At 70.2% G+C, this 18,087-nt stretch carries 16 protein-coding genes and 1 pseudogene; 4 read left to right on the forward strand and 13 right to left on the reverse strand.

Annotated elements, in window-relative coordinates; translation table 11 throughout:
- The 3 genes and pseudogenes from ASE25_RS23465 to ASE25_RS10890 form a co-directional block, all read right to left on the reverse strand.
- Positions 1-230 (reverse strand): PKD domain-containing protein (locus tag ASE25_RS23465; RefSeq protein WP_235508635.1); only part of this gene is annotated, 230 nt, incomplete at both ends.
- A gap of 1 nt (position 231) precedes the next feature.
- Positions 232-3,731, reverse strand: a pseudogene (locus ASE25_RS23800) (PKD domain-containing protein); the annotation flags it as partial.
- Between the two features lie 142 nt (positions 3,732-3,873).
- Entirely contained in the window at positions 3,874-4,632 is a 759-nt protein-coding gene (locus ASE25_RS10890; RefSeq protein WP_082622811.1) for an endonuclease/exonuclease/phosphatase family protein, read from the reverse strand.
- Between the two features lie 304 nt (positions 4,633-4,936).
- Here ASE25_RS10890 and ASE25_RS10895 point away from each other — a divergent pair, with 304 nt between their 5' ends.
- A complete protein-coding gene (locus ASE25_RS10895; RefSeq protein WP_056825290.1) occupies positions 4,937-5,827 on the forward strand; it encodes an alkaline phosphatase family protein in 891 nt (296 codons plus the stop codon).
- Between the two features lie 113 nt (positions 5,828-5,940).
- Here the strand turns inward: ASE25_RS10895 and ASE25_RS10900 are convergent, their stop codons facing one another.
- Positions 5,941-6,579 (reverse strand): hypothetical protein, encoded by a 639-nt coding sequence (locus tag ASE25_RS10900; RefSeq protein WP_056825292.1) that lies wholly within the window; start codon positions 6,577-6,579, stop codon positions 5,941-5,943.
- A 255-nt stretch (positions 6,580-6,834) separates the two neighbouring features.
- Between ASE25_RS10900 and ASE25_RS10905 the strand changes: the two genes are divergently transcribed.
- Positions 6,835-7,158 (forward strand): hypothetical protein, encoded by a 324-nt coding sequence (locus ASE25_RS10905; RefSeq protein WP_056777381.1) that lies wholly within the window; start codon positions 6,835-6,837, stop codon positions 7,156-7,158.
- Between the two features lie 69 nt (positions 7,159-7,227).
- Here the strand turns inward: ASE25_RS10905 and ASE25_RS10910 are convergent, their stop codons facing one another.
- From ASE25_RS10910 to ASE25_RS10940, 7 genes are all read right to left on the reverse strand, one after another.
- Entirely contained in the window at positions 7,228-7,968 is a 741-nt protein-coding gene (locus tag ASE25_RS10910) for a GAF and ANTAR domain-containing protein (protein ID WP_056825296.1), read from the reverse strand.
- A gap of 37 nt (positions 7,969-8,005) precedes the next feature.
- The gene (locus ASE25_RS10915) at positions 8,006-8,674 is read right to left on the reverse strand and encodes a GAF domain-containing protein (RefSeq protein WP_056777375.1); all 669 of its coding nucleotides are present in this window, start codon (positions 8,672-8,674) and stop codon (positions 8,006-8,008) included.
- A gap of 99 nt (positions 8,675-8,773) precedes the next feature.
- Positions 8,774-9,463 carry a glycosyltransferase family 2 protein gene (locus ASE25_RS10920; protein ID WP_235508636.1) on the reverse strand — a complete coding sequence of 230 codons (690 nt, stop codon included), beginning with the start codon at positions 9,461-9,463 and terminating at the stop codon, positions 8,774-8,776.
- 35 nt (positions 9,464-9,498) lie between these two features.
- Complete coding sequence (locus ASE25_RS10925; RefSeq protein ID WP_056825300.1) at positions 9,499-10,851, reverse strand: bifunctional PIG-L family deacetylase/class I SAM-dependent methyltransferase; 1,353 nt, start codon at positions 10,849-10,851, stop codon at positions 9,499-9,501.
- On the reverse strand, positions 10,845-11,942 hold the full coding sequence (locus tag ASE25_RS10930) for an acyl-CoA dehydrogenase (protein WP_235508637.1): 1,098 nt from the start codon (positions 11,940-11,942) through the stop codon (positions 10,845-10,847). Before ASE25_RS10930 ends, ASE25_RS10925 begins: the two co-directional genes overlap by 7 nt.
- A 184-nt stretch (positions 11,943-12,126) precedes the next feature.
- The gene (locus tag ASE25_RS10935; RefSeq protein WP_157623388.1) at positions 12,127-13,602 is read right to left on the reverse strand and encodes a glycoside hydrolase family 3 N-terminal domain-containing protein; all 1,476 of its coding nucleotides are present in this window, start codon (positions 13,600-13,602) and stop codon (positions 12,127-12,129) included.
- Between the two features lie 132 nt (positions 13,603-13,734).
- Positions 13,735-14,574, reverse strand: a complete 840-nt coding sequence (locus ASE25_RS10940; RefSeq protein ID WP_056825302.1) for an alpha/beta fold hydrolase — start codon at positions 14,572-14,574, stop codon at positions 13,735-13,737.
- A 241-nt stretch (positions 14,575-14,815) separates the two neighbouring features.
- Here ASE25_RS10940 and ASE25_RS23065 point away from each other — a divergent pair, with 241 nt between their 5' ends.
- Positions 14,816-15,016, forward strand: coding sequence for a hypothetical protein (locus ASE25_RS23065; RefSeq protein ID WP_056825303.1), 201 nt, complete (start codon positions 14,816-14,818; stop codon positions 15,014-15,016).
- Between the two features lie 13 nt (positions 15,017-15,029).
- On the opposite strand, the gene glsA is transcribed toward ASE25_RS23065, so the two are convergent.
- On the reverse strand, positions 15,030-16,055 hold the full coding sequence (gene glsA, locus ASE25_RS10950; RefSeq protein ID WP_082619867.1) for a glutaminase A: 1,026 nt from the start codon (positions 16,053-16,055) through the stop codon (positions 15,030-15,032).
- Positions 16,056-16,175: 120 nt separating this feature from the next.
- Between glsA and ASE25_RS10955 the strand changes: the two genes are divergently transcribed.
- Positions 16,176-16,562 (forward strand): hypothetical protein, encoded by a 387-nt coding sequence (locus ASE25_RS10955; protein ID WP_056825305.1) that lies wholly within the window; start codon positions 16,176-16,178, stop codon positions 16,560-16,562.
- An 18-nt stretch (positions 16,563-16,580) separates the two neighbouring features.
- Here ASE25_RS10955 and ASE25_RS10960 read toward each other — a convergent pair whose 3' ends face one another.
- Positions 16,581-18,035, reverse strand: a complete 1,455-nt coding sequence (locus ASE25_RS10960; RefSeq protein ID WP_082619866.1) for a DUF2252 domain-containing protein — start codon at positions 18,033-18,035, stop codon at positions 16,581-16,583.
- Between the last annotated feature and the right edge of the window lie 52 nt (positions 18,036-18,087).

The raw sequence follows: 18,087 nt of genomic DNA on the forward strand, positions 1-18,087 counted from the left end.
CCGAAGTCGAAGGCGTAGGTCAGGTTCTGGCCTTGTGGGTCGCTGGAGGCGGATGCGTCGGCGGTCACCGGTAGCGGTGTGGTGCCGCTGGTCGGGTTGAGGGTGAGCCGGGCGACGGGGGCCTGGATGGGCGCGGTTGTCGTGACGGTTTGCTGGGCGGTGGAGGCTTGCCCGGAGGTGTTGGTGACGGTGACGGTGGTCGTGAAGGTGCCGGTGGTGGTGTAGGTGTGNCCGAAGTCGAAGGCGTAGGTCAGGTTCTGGCCTTGTGGGTCGCTGGAGGCGGATGCGTCGGCGGTCACCGGTAGCGGTGTGGTGCCGCTGGTCGGGTTCAGGGTGAGCCGGGCCACCGGGGCCTGGATGGGGGACGGGTCGCTCACGGCCAGCGTGATCGCCGCCGTGTCGCTCAGCCCGCTCACGTTCCGGACCGTCAGCGTCACCAGGTACGACCCTGCCGTCGTGTAGGTGTGCGTGGCGGTGGGGTTGGCTTGGGCGGGCACGGTGGTGCCGTCGCCGAAGTCGAAGGCGTAGGTCAGGTTCTGGCCTTGCGGGTCGCTGGACGCGGACGCGTCCGCGGTCACCGGCAGTGGCGCCGTGCCACTGGTCGGGGTGACGATCAACGATGCGGCGGGCGCCTGGACGCTCGAGGCCTTGGTCGCCGTGACCGTGGTGCTGGCGACACTGGTGAGCCCGCTGGCACTCGTCACCGTGACCGTGGCCGAGAACGTGCCTTGGCTCTGGTACTCATGGGTCGCCGTGGGGGCGGTCTGAGCAGGCAGGACCGTCCCGTCACCGAAGTCGAACGCATACGTCAGTGCGGCGCCCTGGGGATCGTTGGAGGCGGACGCGTCCGCCGTCACCATCAGGGGCGCAACCCCATCCGCCGGTGTGACGGTGAGCATGGCGGTGGGTGGCAGTACGGGTGGCGGTGGGGCGTTGACCGTGACGGTCCCACTGGCGGTGCCGGTGACGCCGGAGGTGTTCCGCGCGGTGACCCTGACGGTGTAGACCCCGCTGTCGAGGTACGTGTGGCTGAAGGTTGACTGCGCCTGCGGCGCCACCGTGGTGCCGTCACCGAAGTCGAAGGCGTAGCTGAGGACTTGGCCCTGTGGGTCCACGGAGGCGCTGGCGTCGGCCGTCACCGCAAGGGGTGCGGTGCCCTGCGTCGGGGTGAGCGTCAGGTCGGCGACCGGCGGCTGGATGGGGACGGGCACGATGTCCGGCTGGAACTCGTAGGCGCCGAGGTCGTCATACAGGCGCGGTCCGGCTGCGTTGGCATTGCTGACGTTGGCGTCTCGCACCCTCGGGTAGCTCAGGATGTCGGTGGTCTGCTCACCCGGCACCCCGCTGTCGGCGCGGTCGATAGCGGGGGACCCCTCCTTGAGCTGAAGGTTCCAGGAAGGCTTGTCGAGGAACACGGGGTCTGCCTGTAGGCCTGCGCCCTCCTGCCCGGACACCGCCTTCATCGCGGTGAGGGAGCTGTACGTCGTTCCCCACGCGTACATCACCCCGGACTTGCTCAGGAAGACCAGATTGTGATCCACCAGGGTGGAGTTCTGGGCGCCGTCCCACACACCGATGTTGCCGGCCCGGCGAGCGCAGGCGATGCCTGAGTACGCGGGATAGACGGCGTTGTCGACGGCGATGTTGTTGGCTATGCGGTAGCTCCCCGACGTCGAGCCTTCGAGGTTGATCCCGCTCGTGCAGTTGTGGAAGACGGTGTTCCCGACGATCAGGCCTCCGGTGACGTTGAGGTTGTCGATGCCGTGGTCCCCGTTGTTGTACGAGACGTTCAAGGTGACGAGGTTGTTGTTGGCGCCGGTGTAGAGCTGGACACCCGTGTCCTCGTTGTCATGGGTGACGTTGCGGATGATGGTGTTGCCCGGACTGGTGACGTTGATGCCGTTGGCGTTCCGTTGCCAACCCTGGGCGTTGTAGCTCGACTCGTTGCTGCTGACCGTGTTGCCGGTCGACGTGTTCGTCACGTAGATCCCGGTGTCGCTGTTGTGGGTGGTGTTGTTGTTGGACACCGCCGAGTTGTTGGTGGCCCGGATGCTGATCCCGGGAGCCGTCGCTCCCTGCGCCTGCCGCCCCGTGTTGGTCACGGTGTTGCCGGTGACGGTGATGTGGTCGCTCTTGGTGACATAGACCCCGTCACCAGTGGTCGCGGTGAAGGTGAGGTTGGAGAGCGTGATGTAGCTCTTGCTCGAGATGTAGGCCCCGTTGGTCACGCCATTGCCGATCACCGGGCTGCGGCCCGGCCAGCTGGTGATCGTGACCGGTGCGCTGGCCGTGCCTGACACGGACGGCTTGACCGTCTCTGCGTAGCTGCCGTCTCCGATGTAGAGGGCGTTGCCGGGCTGCAGGCGGGCAACCCCCTTGGTGACCGTGCAGAACGGCGCCTCCTTCGACCCGGGCCCGGAGTCGCTGCAGGCGGAGACGGTCTTGTCCACGTAGAAGTCGCTGGCAACAGGCAGGGCTGGTGGAGTGCCGATGACGAACTCGTCGATGACACTGCCCGCACTGCACGTGAGGTCCTCACCCGGTGTGGACTGGTCGCAGATCGCCTGGAGCTTGATGCCGGTGTCGCCGACGTCGACCCGCAGGTGGGACAGGTGCATGGCGCGCATCGCGGTGCGCGGGTCTGAGCTGGTCCACGGCTGCTCGAGTGACGACGGCGCCCCCACGGTGACGTGCGTGACGCCCTGGATGGGCTGGAACCGCTCGTAGTCGTGCGAGTGGCCGTTGATGTTCAGCACGTACTTGCTGTAAGCCTCTCCGAAGCCGCCCAGGATGGAGGCGATCTGCGTCTCGCCCGCGTGGTAGCCGGTCGAGTACGCGGGACGGTGACCATAGGTGACGATGTACTTGATGTTCGGGTCGTCCTGCGCCTGGCGCATCAGCGGGCCGGCCTTGGACTGCCAATCGGCCCATGCCCCGGTCCAGGGCTCCGGGTACGACATGAACCGCACGGGGCCGGAGTCGAACCATCCCCAGTCGTCGCCGCAGCACGAGATCGCCGGAGACCCGGGGGAGGCAGCAGCATTGGGCATCAGCAGGCGACCCTTGTAGTTGCGCAGATCGTCCGAGCCCGGCACGTCGTACTCGTGGTTGCCCCAGGCGGGCATGTACGCGGCCCGTCCGCTCCAGCGCATCACGTCGTTGAAGTGCGTGTCGACGGCGCTCTGACCGCTGCTCCCGCTGTTGGCATACGTGAGGTCGCCCACCATGAGCACGAACGACGGGTCGTCCGCGCTGATGTTGTCGAGCGTGGTCCCGAGCTTGCCGAAGTGTGCCGTGTCACCGACGTCCCCGATGGCATCGAACCGGTAGTTCGTCGTCGGCGGGGCATGGAAGGTGTAGTCCGGGCCTCCGCCGATCGAGTAGTGGTACGTGCTGCCGGCACTGAGCCCCCCGATCTGCAGCTGCCAGAACGGGCCGGGTGACGACCACGGCATCACGCTCGGCGCCACTCCGGTGGCGGTGTTTCCGTAGTCAGTCGTCGTGCCCCAGCGCACGTCGTTGGCCGGCCCGCGCCAGTCGATGGCCACCGAGGTGGAGCCCGTGAACGTGTAGTGCACCTCGTCGGACACGGTTGCGGCCCACGTCGCCGAGGGTATGCCGCCAACGGCGAGCACCATCGCCGCGACCAGGCTCATCCCGGCAGTGCGCAGCGCCAGGCGTGCACGGGAGGACGCCGGGCGCGAAGCCCGGGGCGATGACAACAGTGTCATGCTTGGAACGCTAGGGACTCGACCCTCACTCGTGCCCCGCCGGACGCCCGATCTGCCCTACGGCTTTTGGATGACACCGCACCCCACGTGACTCAGGTCCGCTGCCACCGTCGGGTGAGCCGGGAAGGAATCCGGCCTGCCCTCAGGGGCGTGGGAGGACGAGGTCGACCAGCAGGCCGGGGTGGTCAGTGGTGCCCTGCATGTCGATGACGGAGTGCGTGCGCACCCCGATACCCGGACTCACCACCACGCTCTGCAGACCGCCGTCGTCGGTGCGCTGGTAGCCGTTGGGCAAGCATGACTGTGGGCCGGGTGAACCGCGAGCCGCGAGGTTGAGATCTGCGCCGAGGACGATCGGGCGGGCACCGTTGCGGCGGCTGATCACGGGCAGCGCAGAGCTCAACAGGTACCGGCACTGGTTCAGCGCGATCGTGGCGTCGACGCTGGTGGTGTGCGTGGTGCAGGCGGAGAACCGTGTGGCCAGGTCGATGCAGACCCAGACGCGTTCCTCTGAGTCGTGGGGGTCTTGAACCGGGTAGACGCCGCTGTAGCTGTGGGAGCCAACTACCGGGGGCGAGACCACGACCAGGACGCCGTCGCCGAACTCCTGGCCGTTCTGACAGCGGACCGGTGCATGGGTCTGGCGGTCCTTCGCGGACGTGAACGCCGAGGCGACCGCCGTCACCGGGACGGTGGCCGACATCGCCTGCTCGAGGACGGGCAGGTCATCGCGGCAGACCTCGTTGAGACTGACCATGTCCGGCTGATGCTCGTGGATCAGTGCAACCGCCCTCCTGGCGGCACGCCCGCCGGAGTAGCAGTCAGCGCGTCCGCTGTTGCAGAGATTCATCTGCAACACGCGCACCGTGGTGTCGAGCCGGCCGATCGTCGGCCGGCTCATGTCGGTCGGGTCGCTCGCCGCGCGACCGGCGTCGCAGGCCGCGAGACAACCGGCGAAGAGCACCGCGAAGCCCGTTGCGGCGGCAGCCCACCGGGGGCTGCGGACGTGCCGGACGCGCATACGGCCATCGAACCCCGGAAGTCGCACGGCGCGCAATCGATGCGGGCATGCACGCAGGCGCAGCGTTGGTCGGCCGCTCGTCGACCTGTTCGACGAACCGGGCGCACGCTCTCGCTTCCCAGCCCGCTGTGACGGCCCCGAGGTACTGTCGGCCCGGCAAGCTGCTTCAGACCGTGGAGGACGCGTGTCGCACAAGGTGCTCGGCTTGGTGATCGCCACCGTACTGGTGGTTCTCAGCGCCTGCGGAGCGGGAGAACCCTTCGCGCCGGTCACCTTCGCCACGGTTCAACCGGCGGAGGTGACCAAGCTGCTGGTGTTCGTCGTCGAGAACCACTCGTTGGACCAGATGCCTGCGGCCATGCCCTACACGGCTGCCCTGGGTCGGGAGTTCGCGATCGCGACGAACTACGAGGCGGTGACCCATCCGTCGCTGCCCAACTACCTGGCGATGACGGGCGGCAGCACGTTCGCCGTCGCTGATGATGCCCCGCCATCCAGCCACACGACCGATCAGCCGTCCGTGTTCGGCCAGGCGCTGGCGATCGGCAAGTCGGCGAAGGTGTACGCCGAGGGAATGCCCGGCAACTGCGCCACGGAGAACTCGGGACGGTACGTCGTGAAGCACAACCCGTGGGCCTACTACCGGAGTGAGCGATCCTCCTGCTCCCGGTACGACGTGCCGGCCGGTGAGCTGGGCAACGACGCCGCCAACGGCCGGCTACCCAACGCCGGTATGGTCATTCCCGATGTATGCGACAACGCCCACGACTGCGATCTCTCCGTCGCCGACCGTTGGCTCCGGACGCAGATCGAGGCGGTGATGTCGGGTCCGGACTGGCGCGCCGGGCATCTCGCGATCGTGGTCACCGCCGATGAGGATGACCACCGGCAGAACAACCTCGTCCTGACCACCGTTGCCCACCCATCCATGCATGGCGCTGTCGTCACGACGCCGCTGACCCACTACTCGCTCGCCCGTCTCTACAGCGAGATCCTCGCTGCGGAGCCGCTCCGCGAGGCGGCCGGCGCTCCCTCGATGGCCACGGCATTCGGGCTGGATCTCGCCGGCCGTTGAGGGAAGGAACGACGGCGCGCACCAGGTCCATGCCCTCGACGAAGGGTGCCGAAGTCGGAGTACCTGCCGCCGCAGGGGGCGAGTGACCGCGGCGCCTGCATGTCGAGTCGACGTCAGCGGCTCTCGACGTACCAGGTCTCCTGGACGGTGCGACGCATCGCCAGCCGCTGCCGGGTCTGGGCGACGATGCCGATCAGGGCAAGGGCGAGCAGGGTCAGGTACCAGCCCCAGCCGGCGTGCACCGCCTGTGTGAAGGTGCCCCGGGTGAAGTCGGCGGAGTCGATCGCCCCCACCAGCAGCATCAGACCGGCGACGACGCTGACGGCCCCGGCGATCGAGCTGACGACAGCCAGCACGATCATCGGGAGGTTGCCGATGACCGCCACCAGTCCGAGCACCGCTCCGACTGCGATGCCCACCAGGACGGCAACCCAGTTCCAGTCGATGCCCAGGGCGACGACGAGGCCCGAACCGATCGCGAAGCCGAAGGCCGCCATGGCGAGAACGACCGCCACCGCGAAGTAGAGGTACGCGAGGAGAGCGAAGATCAGGGCGCACACGAATCCCGCCACCCAAGCGAGCACCGTGCCGAGGACACGCTCATCGGCAAGTCCCGCGAAAAGCCCTGCCCCGAAGGCAAACCCGGCGAAGAAGCCCCAGATGGGGAGGACCAGACGCAGCGCCAGCTGTCCGGCGAAGAGCATGAAGCCGCCGGCAACGATCGCGAAAAGGCCAAGCATGATGTCTGCCATGCCCCACTGTAGGGCTCCCGGCGTTCGGTCCGGACGTGAACGGCGCACCTCGCGACCACGTGCTCCGTCGTGCAGCGCTGGACGTCGCCACGTGCGGCCCCGCCCGATCCCCGACGTCGGTGCACCTGAAACATCACGCTCGCCGCCGCCGCCTCGCTACTCTCGTCGTAGACGCGGGATGGCCGGCCGCGAGGCCGGCCTGGAGCCGGACCCCGCCGCGGACCTGCGGAGGGCGTCGGGTGAGGGAGTGGTGAGATGAGCGCGAGGAACACGCGGTCGATGACGTTCCGGGCGAGCGGCGGCGAGGCGGTCACGGCCCTCGAGGAGGCAGCGCGCCGCTCCGGGATGCAGCACCTCTCCTCGGATGCTGCGACCGGCGTCTTCGTCTTCACCGCGGGGCGGATGGTGCTTGCGTTCGGAGAGAAGGTCACGGCCCGAATCCGCGAGGTCGCTCCCGGCACCGTGCAGGTGACCCTGTCCTCGAACCTGCAGTTCGGGCTGGGGAACATCGGGCGCAACGGTGCGAGCCGGGACCGCATGGGTGACGCCCTTGCGCAGCTCCTCCCTCCGGCCGCATAGGCGGGACGTGGCGGCGTCGTGCTCAGCTGACCGTGCCGGTGCGTGGTCGTCATCCCTCGTGCGACGTGGTCAGACCTCGGGCAGGGCTCCGGTCTCGAGGAGGTCGGTCGCCACCTGCGCGAGCTTGCGGTTGGTGTGCTGGCTCGCCTCGCGCAGCATCTGGAAGGCCTCGTCGGGCAGGATGCGGTGACGCTCGACGAGAATGCCGATCGCGGCCCCGATGGTCCGGCTGTGCTCCAGGGCCGCCTGCAGCTGGACGGCACGGTCGTCGCTGCGAGCCGCCTCCACGGCGATGGCGGCATGCTCGGCGACGAGAGTCGCCCGCGCGACCGACGACTCGTCGAACGAGTGGGGCGTGGCGCTGTAGAGGGTGAGCACGCCGAGAGTCGCGTCGTGGAAGCGCAGCGGGACCGACAGCACCGCCCGGATGGGCGTGCGTGCGACGAGCTGCGTGGCGTATGCCGTGAACCTGCACTCGTGCGCAAGGTCGTCGCACCGCACGGTCTCGCCGGCCTCGAAAGCGGCCAGGCCCGGGCTGTCGCCTGCCTCGGCCGCGGCCACGGCCACTCTCTCCATGAGCGCATCGTCGGTCGAGTCGGCCAGTCGGGCACGTCGACGCGTGAAGCGTTCCGCGACGGCGACGGCCGCCCAGTCGCAGGGCACGAGGTCGACCGACCTCGTGGCGATCTCGTGGAGGGTGGGCAGCACTCCGGGTGTCTCGGCCAGGACCCGGGCCAGGGTCGTGACGACATTCGCGGCATCCAGACCGGAAACGTCGCCCACCATCGTGTCGGGGCGGTGCGTGGTCATAGGTGCATGATGGCACCGCGCCGGCCCGATCGGGAGGTCACGGACCTCCGCTCTCGCCCCCTTCGCCGATCACCATGAGCGCCAGGGCCACCACCGGTATGCCGGCCCGCGCGGCGGCCTCGTAGAGCTTGCTCTCGGCGACCTCCGGGGACACCCCTTGGGCGTCGACGAGGACGCCCACCGCGACACGCACCGTCTCGACCTCCTCGAGGCGTCGGGGCGCGTCGGTGGCCTCGACCCGGCTCCGGAAGCTGAGGTCGGCGTTCGTCACCGCGCCTCCCGCCCAACCGCCGACGAGCGCCGCGACCTCGTCATGACGGCCCACGAAGGTGTCGGTGCCGCTGCCGTAGAGGTTGACGCCGCCGATGACGCGTGACGCGTCGAGGACGGGGAGAGACAGGGTGCTGCGGATCCCCACAGCAGCGCCGGCTTGGGCGAAGAGCTGCCAGCGACCCTCGTCGAGGAGCTCGCGGTGGTCGACGGCGACGACCTCACCGCTACGGGCCGCCTGCTGGCAGGGACCGTCGTCGACGTACTGCACCCCGTCGAGCCACGCGGCCTCGAGGCTGCTCGACACGTAGGTCAGCGTGACGTCGTGGCGGGCGATGCCGATGCTGAACGCGACGATGGACGGCACCACGGCCGTGAGGCTCTCGGTCACCCTGGCCAGCTGGTCGGCGATGTCGATCTCTCCACGCAGTGCCATCCGTCGCAGCGCGTCACGGGTCTGGGGTATCGGCTCCACGCAGCGGACATACCCGCCAGCGCGCCACGGACTCGGCCGGCCGCATGTCGGGCTGGGTCCTCAGCCGGTGAGTGAACCCTGGGCAACCAGCGCCCCGAGGTAGTCGGCGAAGCCGCCGGGCGTGCGTCCCTGCGTGCGGCCCGAGGTGCGCACGTGTACTGACGAGCTGGCGAGACAGGCGGCTCCGGACGCACGGATGCGCTCGACCAGACCCACGTCCTCATGGACCGCGAGCGGCTCGAAGCCCCCGGCCGCCAGGTAGGCAGAGAGCCGGACGCCGAGGTTGGCGCCGTGGACGTGCGGGTGACCATCACGCAGCTGGTGCAGGGCGTGCCACCGGTTGAGGGATTCTGCGTCGAGCTCGTCGTCGGGTTGCACGGTGCCGGTCACGAGATCGAGGCCGGCATCGGCGAGCATGACCTGCCGGACGAGCCAGTCGGGCGGGACCACGCAGTCGGCGTCCGTGCCGGCCAGCCAGTGATGATCGGTGTCCGCCTCCGCGACGTCGGCCGTCGCGACCACGACGCCGTGGGCGCGAGCGGCACCGACGCACCGACGGTCGACCTCGACGACGGTGACGTCGCGGTGCCGGGCGGCGACCTCGCGTGAGCGGTCGACGCAGGCGTCGAGCACGAGGACGACGCGTGCGTGGACGCCCGGTCGGGACCGGTGCAGCTCCGCGACGGCGTCGTCGATCGAGCCCAGGGCACGGGGGAGTAGGGCCTCCTCGTCGTTGGCCGGGACGATCACGTGAACGTGGGTCAGGGGGCGGGGGAGGTGGGCCGTCATGGCGAGCCGGCCCGGTGCGCCGAGGACCTCGACATCACATCGAGCCGAAAGTCCCTCTCGAGGTGTGTGGCCACGACGGGCAGGGCGGACGAGCGGGTCCACAGCTCGTGGACCCGCAGGCCGTCGAGCGGCCAGCCCCGCACGGGATGCCGCCAGTGGCACAGCACGAGCGCGCCGTCGTCCGTGAGGGACGCGTCGACCCGTGTCACGAGCCGTCCCAGCCGCGCCGGACTGAGGAAGTACCCGACCTCCGAGACGACGACGAGGTCGAAGGGGCCGTCGGGCCAGTCCTCGGGGACGCTGCCGGGCACGACCTCGACGTGGTCGAGCCCTCGCAATGAGGACCGCGCGGCTTCGACGGCGGCCCCGCTCTCGTCGACGACGACGAGCCGGTTGCACCGTGTCGCGAGGTCCTCCGCGAGCGCCCCGACGGAGCCACCGACTTCCAGCGCGCGGCCGTAACGTTCGTGCGGGAGGGCCGCCAGGGTGACGGCCCGCTTGCGCTGCTCGTACCAGCTCGTCCGCACCTGCCACGGGTCGCTGGACGAGTCATGCAGCTCGTCGAGGCTGTCGTCCGTCGGCAGGTCCAGCCGGAGGAAGACCTCGAAGGGCCGCGCGAAGTGGGCGAGCATGTCCTCGTGGAGGACGGCCTCGTCCCCGGGCTCGTCGGAGACCGGAGCCACCTGGGTGCGGTGCAGCGCCACGGCCTCCTGCTTCGTCGCCTGCACGTCGGCGTCGAGGGTGAGGGCGTGGAGGTCCGCCCACGGCGCGCGCTCGGGCTGGCACCAGTGCCACAGCCACAGGGGGTACTCCCAGAGCACCGCGTCGGTACGCCGGCACGCCACTCCAGCGGCCCGCCCGGCCGCGTCGTGGTCGGCGTGGCCGTCGTGCCGCCACGGCGCGACGACGACGGTGTCGCCGCCGCGCTCGCCGATGACGTCGACGAGGCCCGTGACGGTCTCGGCGGTGCAGGCGGCCAGGCGGCCGTCAGGCAGACCGAGCCGCTCGAGCGTCGCGGACGGCGCGAGTCGAGCCAGCGCGGCGCGGGACTCCTCGACCCGGAGAGTGGCCAGGTCGCGGCTGGACACGGTGGGGGAACCGGGGTGCGACGCCTCACCGTCGCTGAGCAGCACGACCGTCACCTCGAGTCCGGCTCGTGCTGCAATCGACATGAGTCCGCCCGTAGCGAGCGTCTCGTCGTCGGGGTGCGCAGCGACGACGACGAGGCGGCCACGCCCTGAGAGCAGAGCGTCTGCGGGCCTGAGGTCGGCCCACTCGCGTCGCTCGCGCCACCGGCTCTCCGCCGTGCCCCGCTCGGAGTGCGTGAAGGGCCGCGCGCGGGTCACCACGGTCGGCCGTCGGTGCCGCTGCCGCCGTCGAGGACGGGACGCTCGAGGACATGCCGGCCGAGGGCAGCCTCGTCGCGCTCGGCATGCTCCTGACGCAGGTATAGCTGCAGGTCCGCGACGCGCGCGGCGTGGTCGTCGTCGAGCGCCAGAGGTGCCGGTCCGGTCGCATGGCCGACGCGCTCGACCACGGACTCCGCGGCACGTGCCACCACGTGACGCACGCGCAGGGCGAGTCGTGCGCCTTCCTCACCCGTCGCGCGGCCGTCGTCGACCCGGGCAGCCGCGTCGTCGAGGCAGGTCCGAGCCGCCCAGAGCCCGGCGTCGACCGCCCCCACGTGCATCTGCGCGATCTGGTCGGGCTCCCGTCCGCCGCGGAGCAGGCGGCGGGCCACGCCCACCGCGCCGCCGTACCAGATGGCTGCCACGCCCATGCCGCCCCAGGCGAACCCGGGGCGCTCGAGGTACCAACCCGTCGGACCGACCGGGACCGCCTCGGCGCCGTCGAAGTCGACCGGACCGCTGGGCACGGCGGTCAGACCCCTGGCGAACCACGCCGAGGGCTGGACGGTCACGCCGTTCGACGGACCCAGGCGGACGGCATACAACCGCCGGGTGGTGTCGCTGTCCCAGGCGGTGACGAGGGCGTGCGACAGCGATCCGGCCAGCGAGCACCACGGCTTCGTCCCGCGCAGTCGGACGGTGCCGGCGGCGCGGCCCGTGTCGTCGCGCGCCTCGAGACGGACACCGGGCCCCTCCGCCGCGAAGACTCCCCACGAGGCGCCGTCGGGGACTGGCGTGGCGACGGGGTACCCGGCCGACCGGGCCTCAGCGAGGATCGCCAGGGCATCGAGGTGTGGTTCGAGGGTGCGGGCCGCCGTCAGGTCCACGGCCGCGACGGACGCCAGCGACTCCCACAGGATGCGGGTCGAGCCCGAGCCCGGAAGCGGGAAGGCGTCAGGCAGCGCTCGGACGAGCTCGGTCGTCGCCACGGGGTCGTGGCTGTGGCGAAGCCGGAGCCGTAGGTCGTCGACGAGGGCCTCGAGCCGCGACGGCGGTGTCGCCTCGTCGGTCAGCCGCACCGCCCCGGTCACCGGACGGACCGGGGAGCGGGCGTGGCGGGACGGGCTGCGGTTCGGCTCACGGGGGGCACATACCCAGCGGTGACGGGACGCCTCGGCGGTGCCCGTCGAGGTTCGTCCGGTTCATCCGGTTCGCCCCGTTAGCCCGGTCGGTCGCGCGGCTGACATCGATGTGGCGAGGCAGGCCGGTCAGCCCTCAGAGCTGGGTGTCGAGGTAGCGCTGGAGTGCGGCGACGGTGCGGGTGTTCCACGTCGTCGCGCCGTCGAGATAGAGGCCGAGGTAGCTCTGCAGGGCCGCCATCGAGTGCGGGCCCCAGACGCCCACGACAGGTGCCCCGATCCGGACCTGCAGAGCGCGGATCGTCGCGCCGTCGAAGACGCCGGTCTGTGAGATGCCCAGCCAGCGCTGCAGGGCCGTCTTCGTCAGTGGGCCGAAGTATCCCGTGACCGGGAGCCGCGGCGCGAGCAGGCCGTACTGCGCCTTGACCGTCAGGACGCGCATCACCGCTGCCTGGACACGAGCGCGGAACACGCCGTCGGAGGCGGCCCGTGCGGTGACAGCAGCGACCATCGCCGGGACGACGTAGGGGTTGCCGGTCAGCACGACGTCACCGCCCGCGCTGATGAACCCGACGGCACGGGCCCCGGGCGACCACGCGGCCACCTGCTTGGCGTTTCCCAGGTCGTCACTGATGACGACGCCCGTGAAGCCCAGGTCGCGGCGGATCATGCCCCGGATCACCGTGGACGAGAAGACCGCCGGGTGCGACGCGTCGATGCGGGAGTAGTAGGCCGATGACACCATCAGCAGATGCGCACCGGCGCTGATCGCCGCTCGGAACGGCGTGATGTCGGTGGACGTGCGGGTGGTCACCGTGTCGGTCACTCCCGCCGTCGTGTCGGTGTTTCCGGTTACCCGTCCGAGCCCGGGGAAGTGCTTGGCCGTCATCGCGAGACCGGATGCTCTCATGCCCTTGAGGAAGGTCGTGCCCTTGTCGGCGACGACGGTCTGGGTGTACCCGTACTCCCGCTGGTAGAAGCCGATGGGCTTGTTGAGGCTCGCGAAGCTCTTGGCGACCGTATCCATCACCGGTGCGAGGTCGACGTCGACGCCCGAGCGCATCACCTGCGTGCCCCACGTCCTGGCGTATGCCGTGAGCAACGTGTCGGACCAGGAGCCCTGTGTCAGCGCGGTCGGCATGCGCGAGAAGCCCGGCCCCTGGAGGACCTGCACGTATCCGCCCTCCTGGTCGGAGGCGATGAACAGCGGCACTCCTGCCGTCGCCGCGGTCGTCGTCACGGTGTCGGCTCGTCCCGTGAGGTACCGCACCGGCGGGGCGCCCGCGGTCGTGCGGCCCGTGAGGATCAGGTTGCCGACGTGGTACCGGCTGATCGCCGTCGTCGTGGCCGAACCCAGCCCCGTCACGGCACCTCCGACCATGAAGAGCTGCCCGACGCGCTGTGCCGCCGTCATCCGGTTGTAGACGGCCTGGGCCTGGGCACCCGGGCTCAGAGTGGTGGCGACGGTGCCCGCGGACACGACGAGTGGAGGGGCCGAGCCTGCCGGACGGGCGGAGGCAAGCGTCGCGGCGGGGAGGGCGAGCACGACGACGGCGATGGGAGCGAGAGCGGCGGCGCACGCTGTGGGCACGCGCGGGAAGCAGGAACGCATGGCGATCCACCTACCATTCAAGGGAACTGCGCGCGACGCTCTTTCAGTGTAGGCCTCGGCGCTGAGCGCGTCGGTCACGTCGCAGGGGAATGCCGGACCGCAGGCCGCCGCGGCCACGGTTCAGGCCGAGGGTCAGGTGAGGAAGCTCCGCAGCGCCGCGACAACCTCGTCGCGGCGGTCGATGAACACGTAGTGGCTGGCGTGGAGCTCGATGACGTGAGCATCCGCGGTCTCCGCTGCGAAGCGGTCACGGCACGCGGCCCGCCAGATCGCGTCGGGTCCCTGCCACTGGTCCCCGAGGGCGTAGATGGCGAGCGCGGGAGCGGTGATGTCGGAGTAGGGGTGCCGGAACGCCCTGAGGGCCCGGACGAACGGGGCCGAGGCCGCCGTCGAGAACGTGTCGACCACGGACCCGTCCGCGAGGGTGTCCACGGAGGCGCGCATCATCGCGTCGAGAGCAGGTCCACGGATGTCGTCCGGGAGCAGGGAGTGCACGAAGTCGACGTAGTCCTCGTACGAGGCGAACCGGTCCGGGCTCGCTGCCTCCTCCGGCCACTCGACCGTCGGGCTGTCGGCCCAGTCGTAGGCCCCGTCGAGGTAGACGACTCCGGCCACGCGTTCGGGATGTCGAGCGGCGAGGGCCGAGACCTCACCTCCTCCCATCGAGTGCCCCACGACGTGGGCCCGCTCGATGTCCAGGGCGTCGAGGAGGCGGCGCGCGTCCTCGGCGGCGTCTGCAAGCGCGAAGCCGCTCTGGACCCGGTCGGTCAGGCCGTGCCCACGCCGGGTCAGGGCGACCACCCGGAACCGGTCGCCCAGGTGGGGGGCCAGCTCCGAGAACACGTGGGCGGTGCAGCCCAGACCGGCCAGCATCAACAGCGGGTCTCCGTCGCCGCCCCAGTCCAGGTAGTGGAAGCGGACACCGTCGAGGACGACGAACTCGTCGGGGGGTATCTCGATGGGACCCGGCACCCGGTGACGGTATCGCGAGGAGCCGACACGCAGGACGCTCCTGAAGCGGGCACCGGGCGCGACAGCATGGATGCCGGCACGTTCGTGGCTCACGCCCGGGCATGGGCGGGTGCGGGCGCCGATTCGACGCGCGCGGTCCCCGCGCGGGTATGGATACCGGAGGAGGGGCACCGCACCCGGACTTGCGGGACCCTCCACGAGCAGACCGACAGGGCCGACCCCCCCAGAAAGGTGTTCGAAGGTGGACGTGGACACGATCCGGATCCCGTGCTTGACCGAGGGTTGCGAGGGCGAGATCCATGCCGCGAGGGAGCTGGACGAGGACGGAACCCGATGGAGGATCGTCTGGTTCGAGGGGGTGCCGGTGGTCCTGTGCTCCCGCGGTTGCCGGCCGCCGGAGGACCTCGTCGGCCTCATCGATCCCGAGGTTCGCGCTGCCTGATCTCCAGCGGTCCTCACTCCGGCGAGACCGTCACCGAGGAGAAGAGGTTGAGCCCGAGCCGTTCCGCGAGGTACTTGGTGACCAGCTGCCCGCGCACGCTGTTGCCCGCCACGTCCAGGGGAGGGGAGAACGTCGCCAGGCCGCCCTTGCCTGGTGCGACGGTGACGATGCCGCCGCTGACCCCGCTCTTGCCCGGGACCCCGACCTCGTAGAGCCAGTCGCCGGACAGTTCGTACAGGCCCGCTGTGGCCATCACCGCCAGGACGCGCCGGCACACGCCCCGCCCGACGACCGTCCTTCCGGTCACCGGGTTCACGCCGCCGTTGGCCAGCGTGGACGCCATGACCGCAAGGTCGTGGACGCTCACGTCGAGAGAGCACTGGCGCGTGTAGATGTCGGTGGCCTCGTCCGGGTCGAAGTAGAGACGGCCGTAGCTCTGCAGCAGGTGGGCGATGCCCTGGTTGCGCAGGTTGGTGGCGGACTCCGAGGCGTAGACCCTCTCGTTCAGGCTCAGCTCACGGCCGGCGAAGCCTGACAGGCCCTCCCTGACCCGGTCCCACTTCTCCTCCGCCGTGCTCCCCGGCACCAGACTCGTCGCTGCGATCGCACCCGCGTTGACCAACGGGTTCATCGTGCGGTCCAGGTTGAGCTCCACCGCCACGAGGGAGTCGAAGGGGAAGCCGGTGCTGTTGACCCCGAGGAGGCGACGCGCGTCGACGTCTCCGACCGCCTCGCAGACCAGCGCGAAGACGAACGGTTTGGACACGCTCTGGATCGAGAACGTCCTCTCGACGTCGCCGATCTCGAACGACCTCCCTCGTGCTCCCACCACGGAGATGCCGAACCAGTCCGGCGACGCCTCGGCCAGGACCGGGATGTAGTCGGCGACGGCACCCTCCCGGTTCGCCCGATACCGCTCGTACGCCTCGGTGACGGCGCCGATCACCTCGTCCGGTTCTGGGAGCTCTCCGGTCGAGATCGACGACCTGACCGCTTCCTCGTCGAACGGCAGCCGCTCATGCATCGACAGCCTGGTCATCGCGTGCCTCCCGTGCTGGTCGTCCGCAGCCCATGACATGCCTCCGGCACCTCACGCGCCCACCGACAAACGTCGTACAGACGCTCTACGACGACGCTCGGGTCCGGTAGACATGGTCCCATGTCAGCCGACGAGTCCTGGTCGAGCGACCCGAGGTTGGACCCCTACCGGGATGCCGTCTGGGCGCTCAGCCTCGATGGACAGACCCAGGCGCACCTGATCACTCGCGTGACCTACGGCGAGGCCCTTCCGCGCCGGCGCCAGGTCCACGACCAACACGACCTCCCTGCCCTTCAGGACCCGCAGGAGTCGCTGTGGAGCAAGGTGTGCTGGCGCGACGGACGCCAGGAGCGACCCGAGGAAGATCGCGGACCCGACTGGTACACCGTTCACGACCTGGCGAAGGGCGCGTTCGAGAGCGAGAGCCGTCCCGGCCTGGTCTTCGATGTCACGCCGGTGCACGGCCCGCTCCGTGACCGGCTCTGGAGCGTCTTCGGTCCGCCCTGACGATCACCCCGACGCCCTCTACATGCCCGTCTGGGCCTCGAGGCGCCCGGATCGGACTGCCGCCACGAGGGCCTCGTAGTCACGTTCGTTCTGATCGGCGTAGGACGAGGCGAAGTCGGCGATCGCGCGGTCGAAGGTGTCGCTCGTGCCGAGGTAGGCCGCGATCGCGATGCGGTCACCCGAGCGGGCGTGTGCTCGTGCCAGTGTCGCCCCGCAGATCCGGGCGTAGGCGGTCATGACGCCGGAGCTCATGGTGTCGACGTCGGCCGAGCCCTTCCAGTCGCGCAGCTGACGCAGGTAGAAGTCACGCACCTGACCGTCGAACCCGTGGACCCGCTGCCACCCGAGGAAGATGTCGCTGGCCGCCTGCATGAGCCGCTGGCCGGCGACCACGCGCTGGCCGTGGTTGGCATACCGGCTCGCCCCGACGAACCTCTCGAGGACGGACTCCTGGGCCTCCTTGGCCTGCAGGAACAGCGGGTCCTGCCCGTCCCGGCCGAGCAGGAGGATGATCCAGGCCCGGGTGCCGACGCTCCCGACCCCGACGACCTTGCGGGCGGCGTGGACGTATTCGAAGGACTCGAGCAGCTCGCGCCGATCGGTCTCCAGGGTGCGGCGGTACGACCTGATGAGAGCGCGGAGCTCACCCTCGACGTCGTCATGCCCCGTGCCCGCCGCCAGCTCCTCGATCGGCACGATGAGGGGCGCGTCGGAGATGATCCGACGCTCACCGTCGACGTCATGGGTCAGCTTGGTGAAGGCCTGCATGCTGTCCCGGGTGCGGGCCTTGGCCGCGTTGGCCTGTGCCTTGGCCTGCTGCTTCTTCGTGATGCTGGACTTCAGCAGCTCGAACACCGTGTCGACCTCGATGTGGGCGTACCAGACGTCGAGGTTGCGCGCGGCCGCGAACAGCTGCATCCGGGCGCGGTACTCGGCGACGCAGGACCTGACCACGTCCCGGCGGTCCGCCGCCGAGAAGCCCCGATCGCGACCGGCGATCTCGAAGCTCGCCGCGAGCCGCTTGACGTCCCACTCCCACGGGCCCGGAAGCGTCTCGTCGAAGTCGTTCATGTCGAAGAGGAGGCGCCGCTCGGGAGAGGCGAACACCCCGAAGTTCGACAGGTGCGCGTCGCCGCAGATCTGGGAGATGAATCCCGACCGTGGGGTCGCGGCGAGGTCGCTGGCCATGATGAGCGCCGCGCCGCGGTAGAACGTGAACGGAGAGACGAGCATCCGTCCGTAGCGCAGCGGGACGAGCTCCGGGACCCGGCTCGTCGCCTGCTCCTCGAGCAGCGCGACGGGGTCGGGCCGGTCCGTCGACGGCTCCCACGACCCGTGGCTGCGCCTCGGTGTCTCGTTGCGGGCGGCCCTGCCCCGGGTCACGCGCTGGTCCGGGGTCAGGTGGGCCACCTTCCGGGTCGCCGTCCCCGCTCGCGCCCCGGATGTCGTCGCCGACTGGCTCTCGTTGCTCACAGTCTCTCCTCAGGGTGGACGCCTCGCGACGTGGCGCGTGGTGCGCTCTCCT

This window comes from Terrabacter sp. Root85, assembly GCF_001429185.1.
Taxonomy (GTDB): Bacteria; Actinomycetota; Actinomycetes; order Actinomycetales; family Dermatophilaceae; genus Terrabacter.

Coding starts and splice junctions, on each gene's coding strand:
- ASE25_RS10890 (WP_082622811.1), bottom strand. CDS start 4,632: ATGAGCCGGCCGACGATCGGCCGGCTCGACACCACGGTGCGCGTGTTG.
- ASE25_RS10900 (WP_056825292.1), bottom strand. CDS start 6,579: ATGGCAGACATCATGCTTGGCCTTTTCGCGATCGTTGCCGGCGGCTTC.
- ASE25_RS10905 (WP_056777381.1), top strand. CDS start 6,835: ATGAGCGCGAGGAACACGCGGTCGATGACGTTCCGGGCGAGCGGCGGC.
- ASE25_RS10910 (WP_056825296.1), bottom strand. CDS start 7,968: ATGACCACGCACCGCCCCGACACGATGGTGGGCGACGTTTCCGGTCTG.
- ASE25_RS10915 (WP_056777375.1), bottom strand. CDS start 8,674: ATGGCACTGCGTGGAGAGATCGACATCGCCGACCAGCTGGCCAGGGTG.
- ASE25_RS10935 (WP_157623388.1), bottom strand. CDS start 13,602: ATGCGTTCCTGCTTCCCGCGCGTGCCCACAGCGTGCGCCGCCGCTCTC.
- glsA (WP_082619867.1), bottom strand. CDS start 16,055: ATGACCAGGCTGTCGATGCATGAGCGGCTGCCGTTCGACGAGGAAGCG.
- ASE25_RS10955 (WP_056825305.1), top strand. CDS start 16,176: ATGTCAGCCGACGAGTCCTGGTCGAGCGACCCGAGGTTGGACCCCTAC.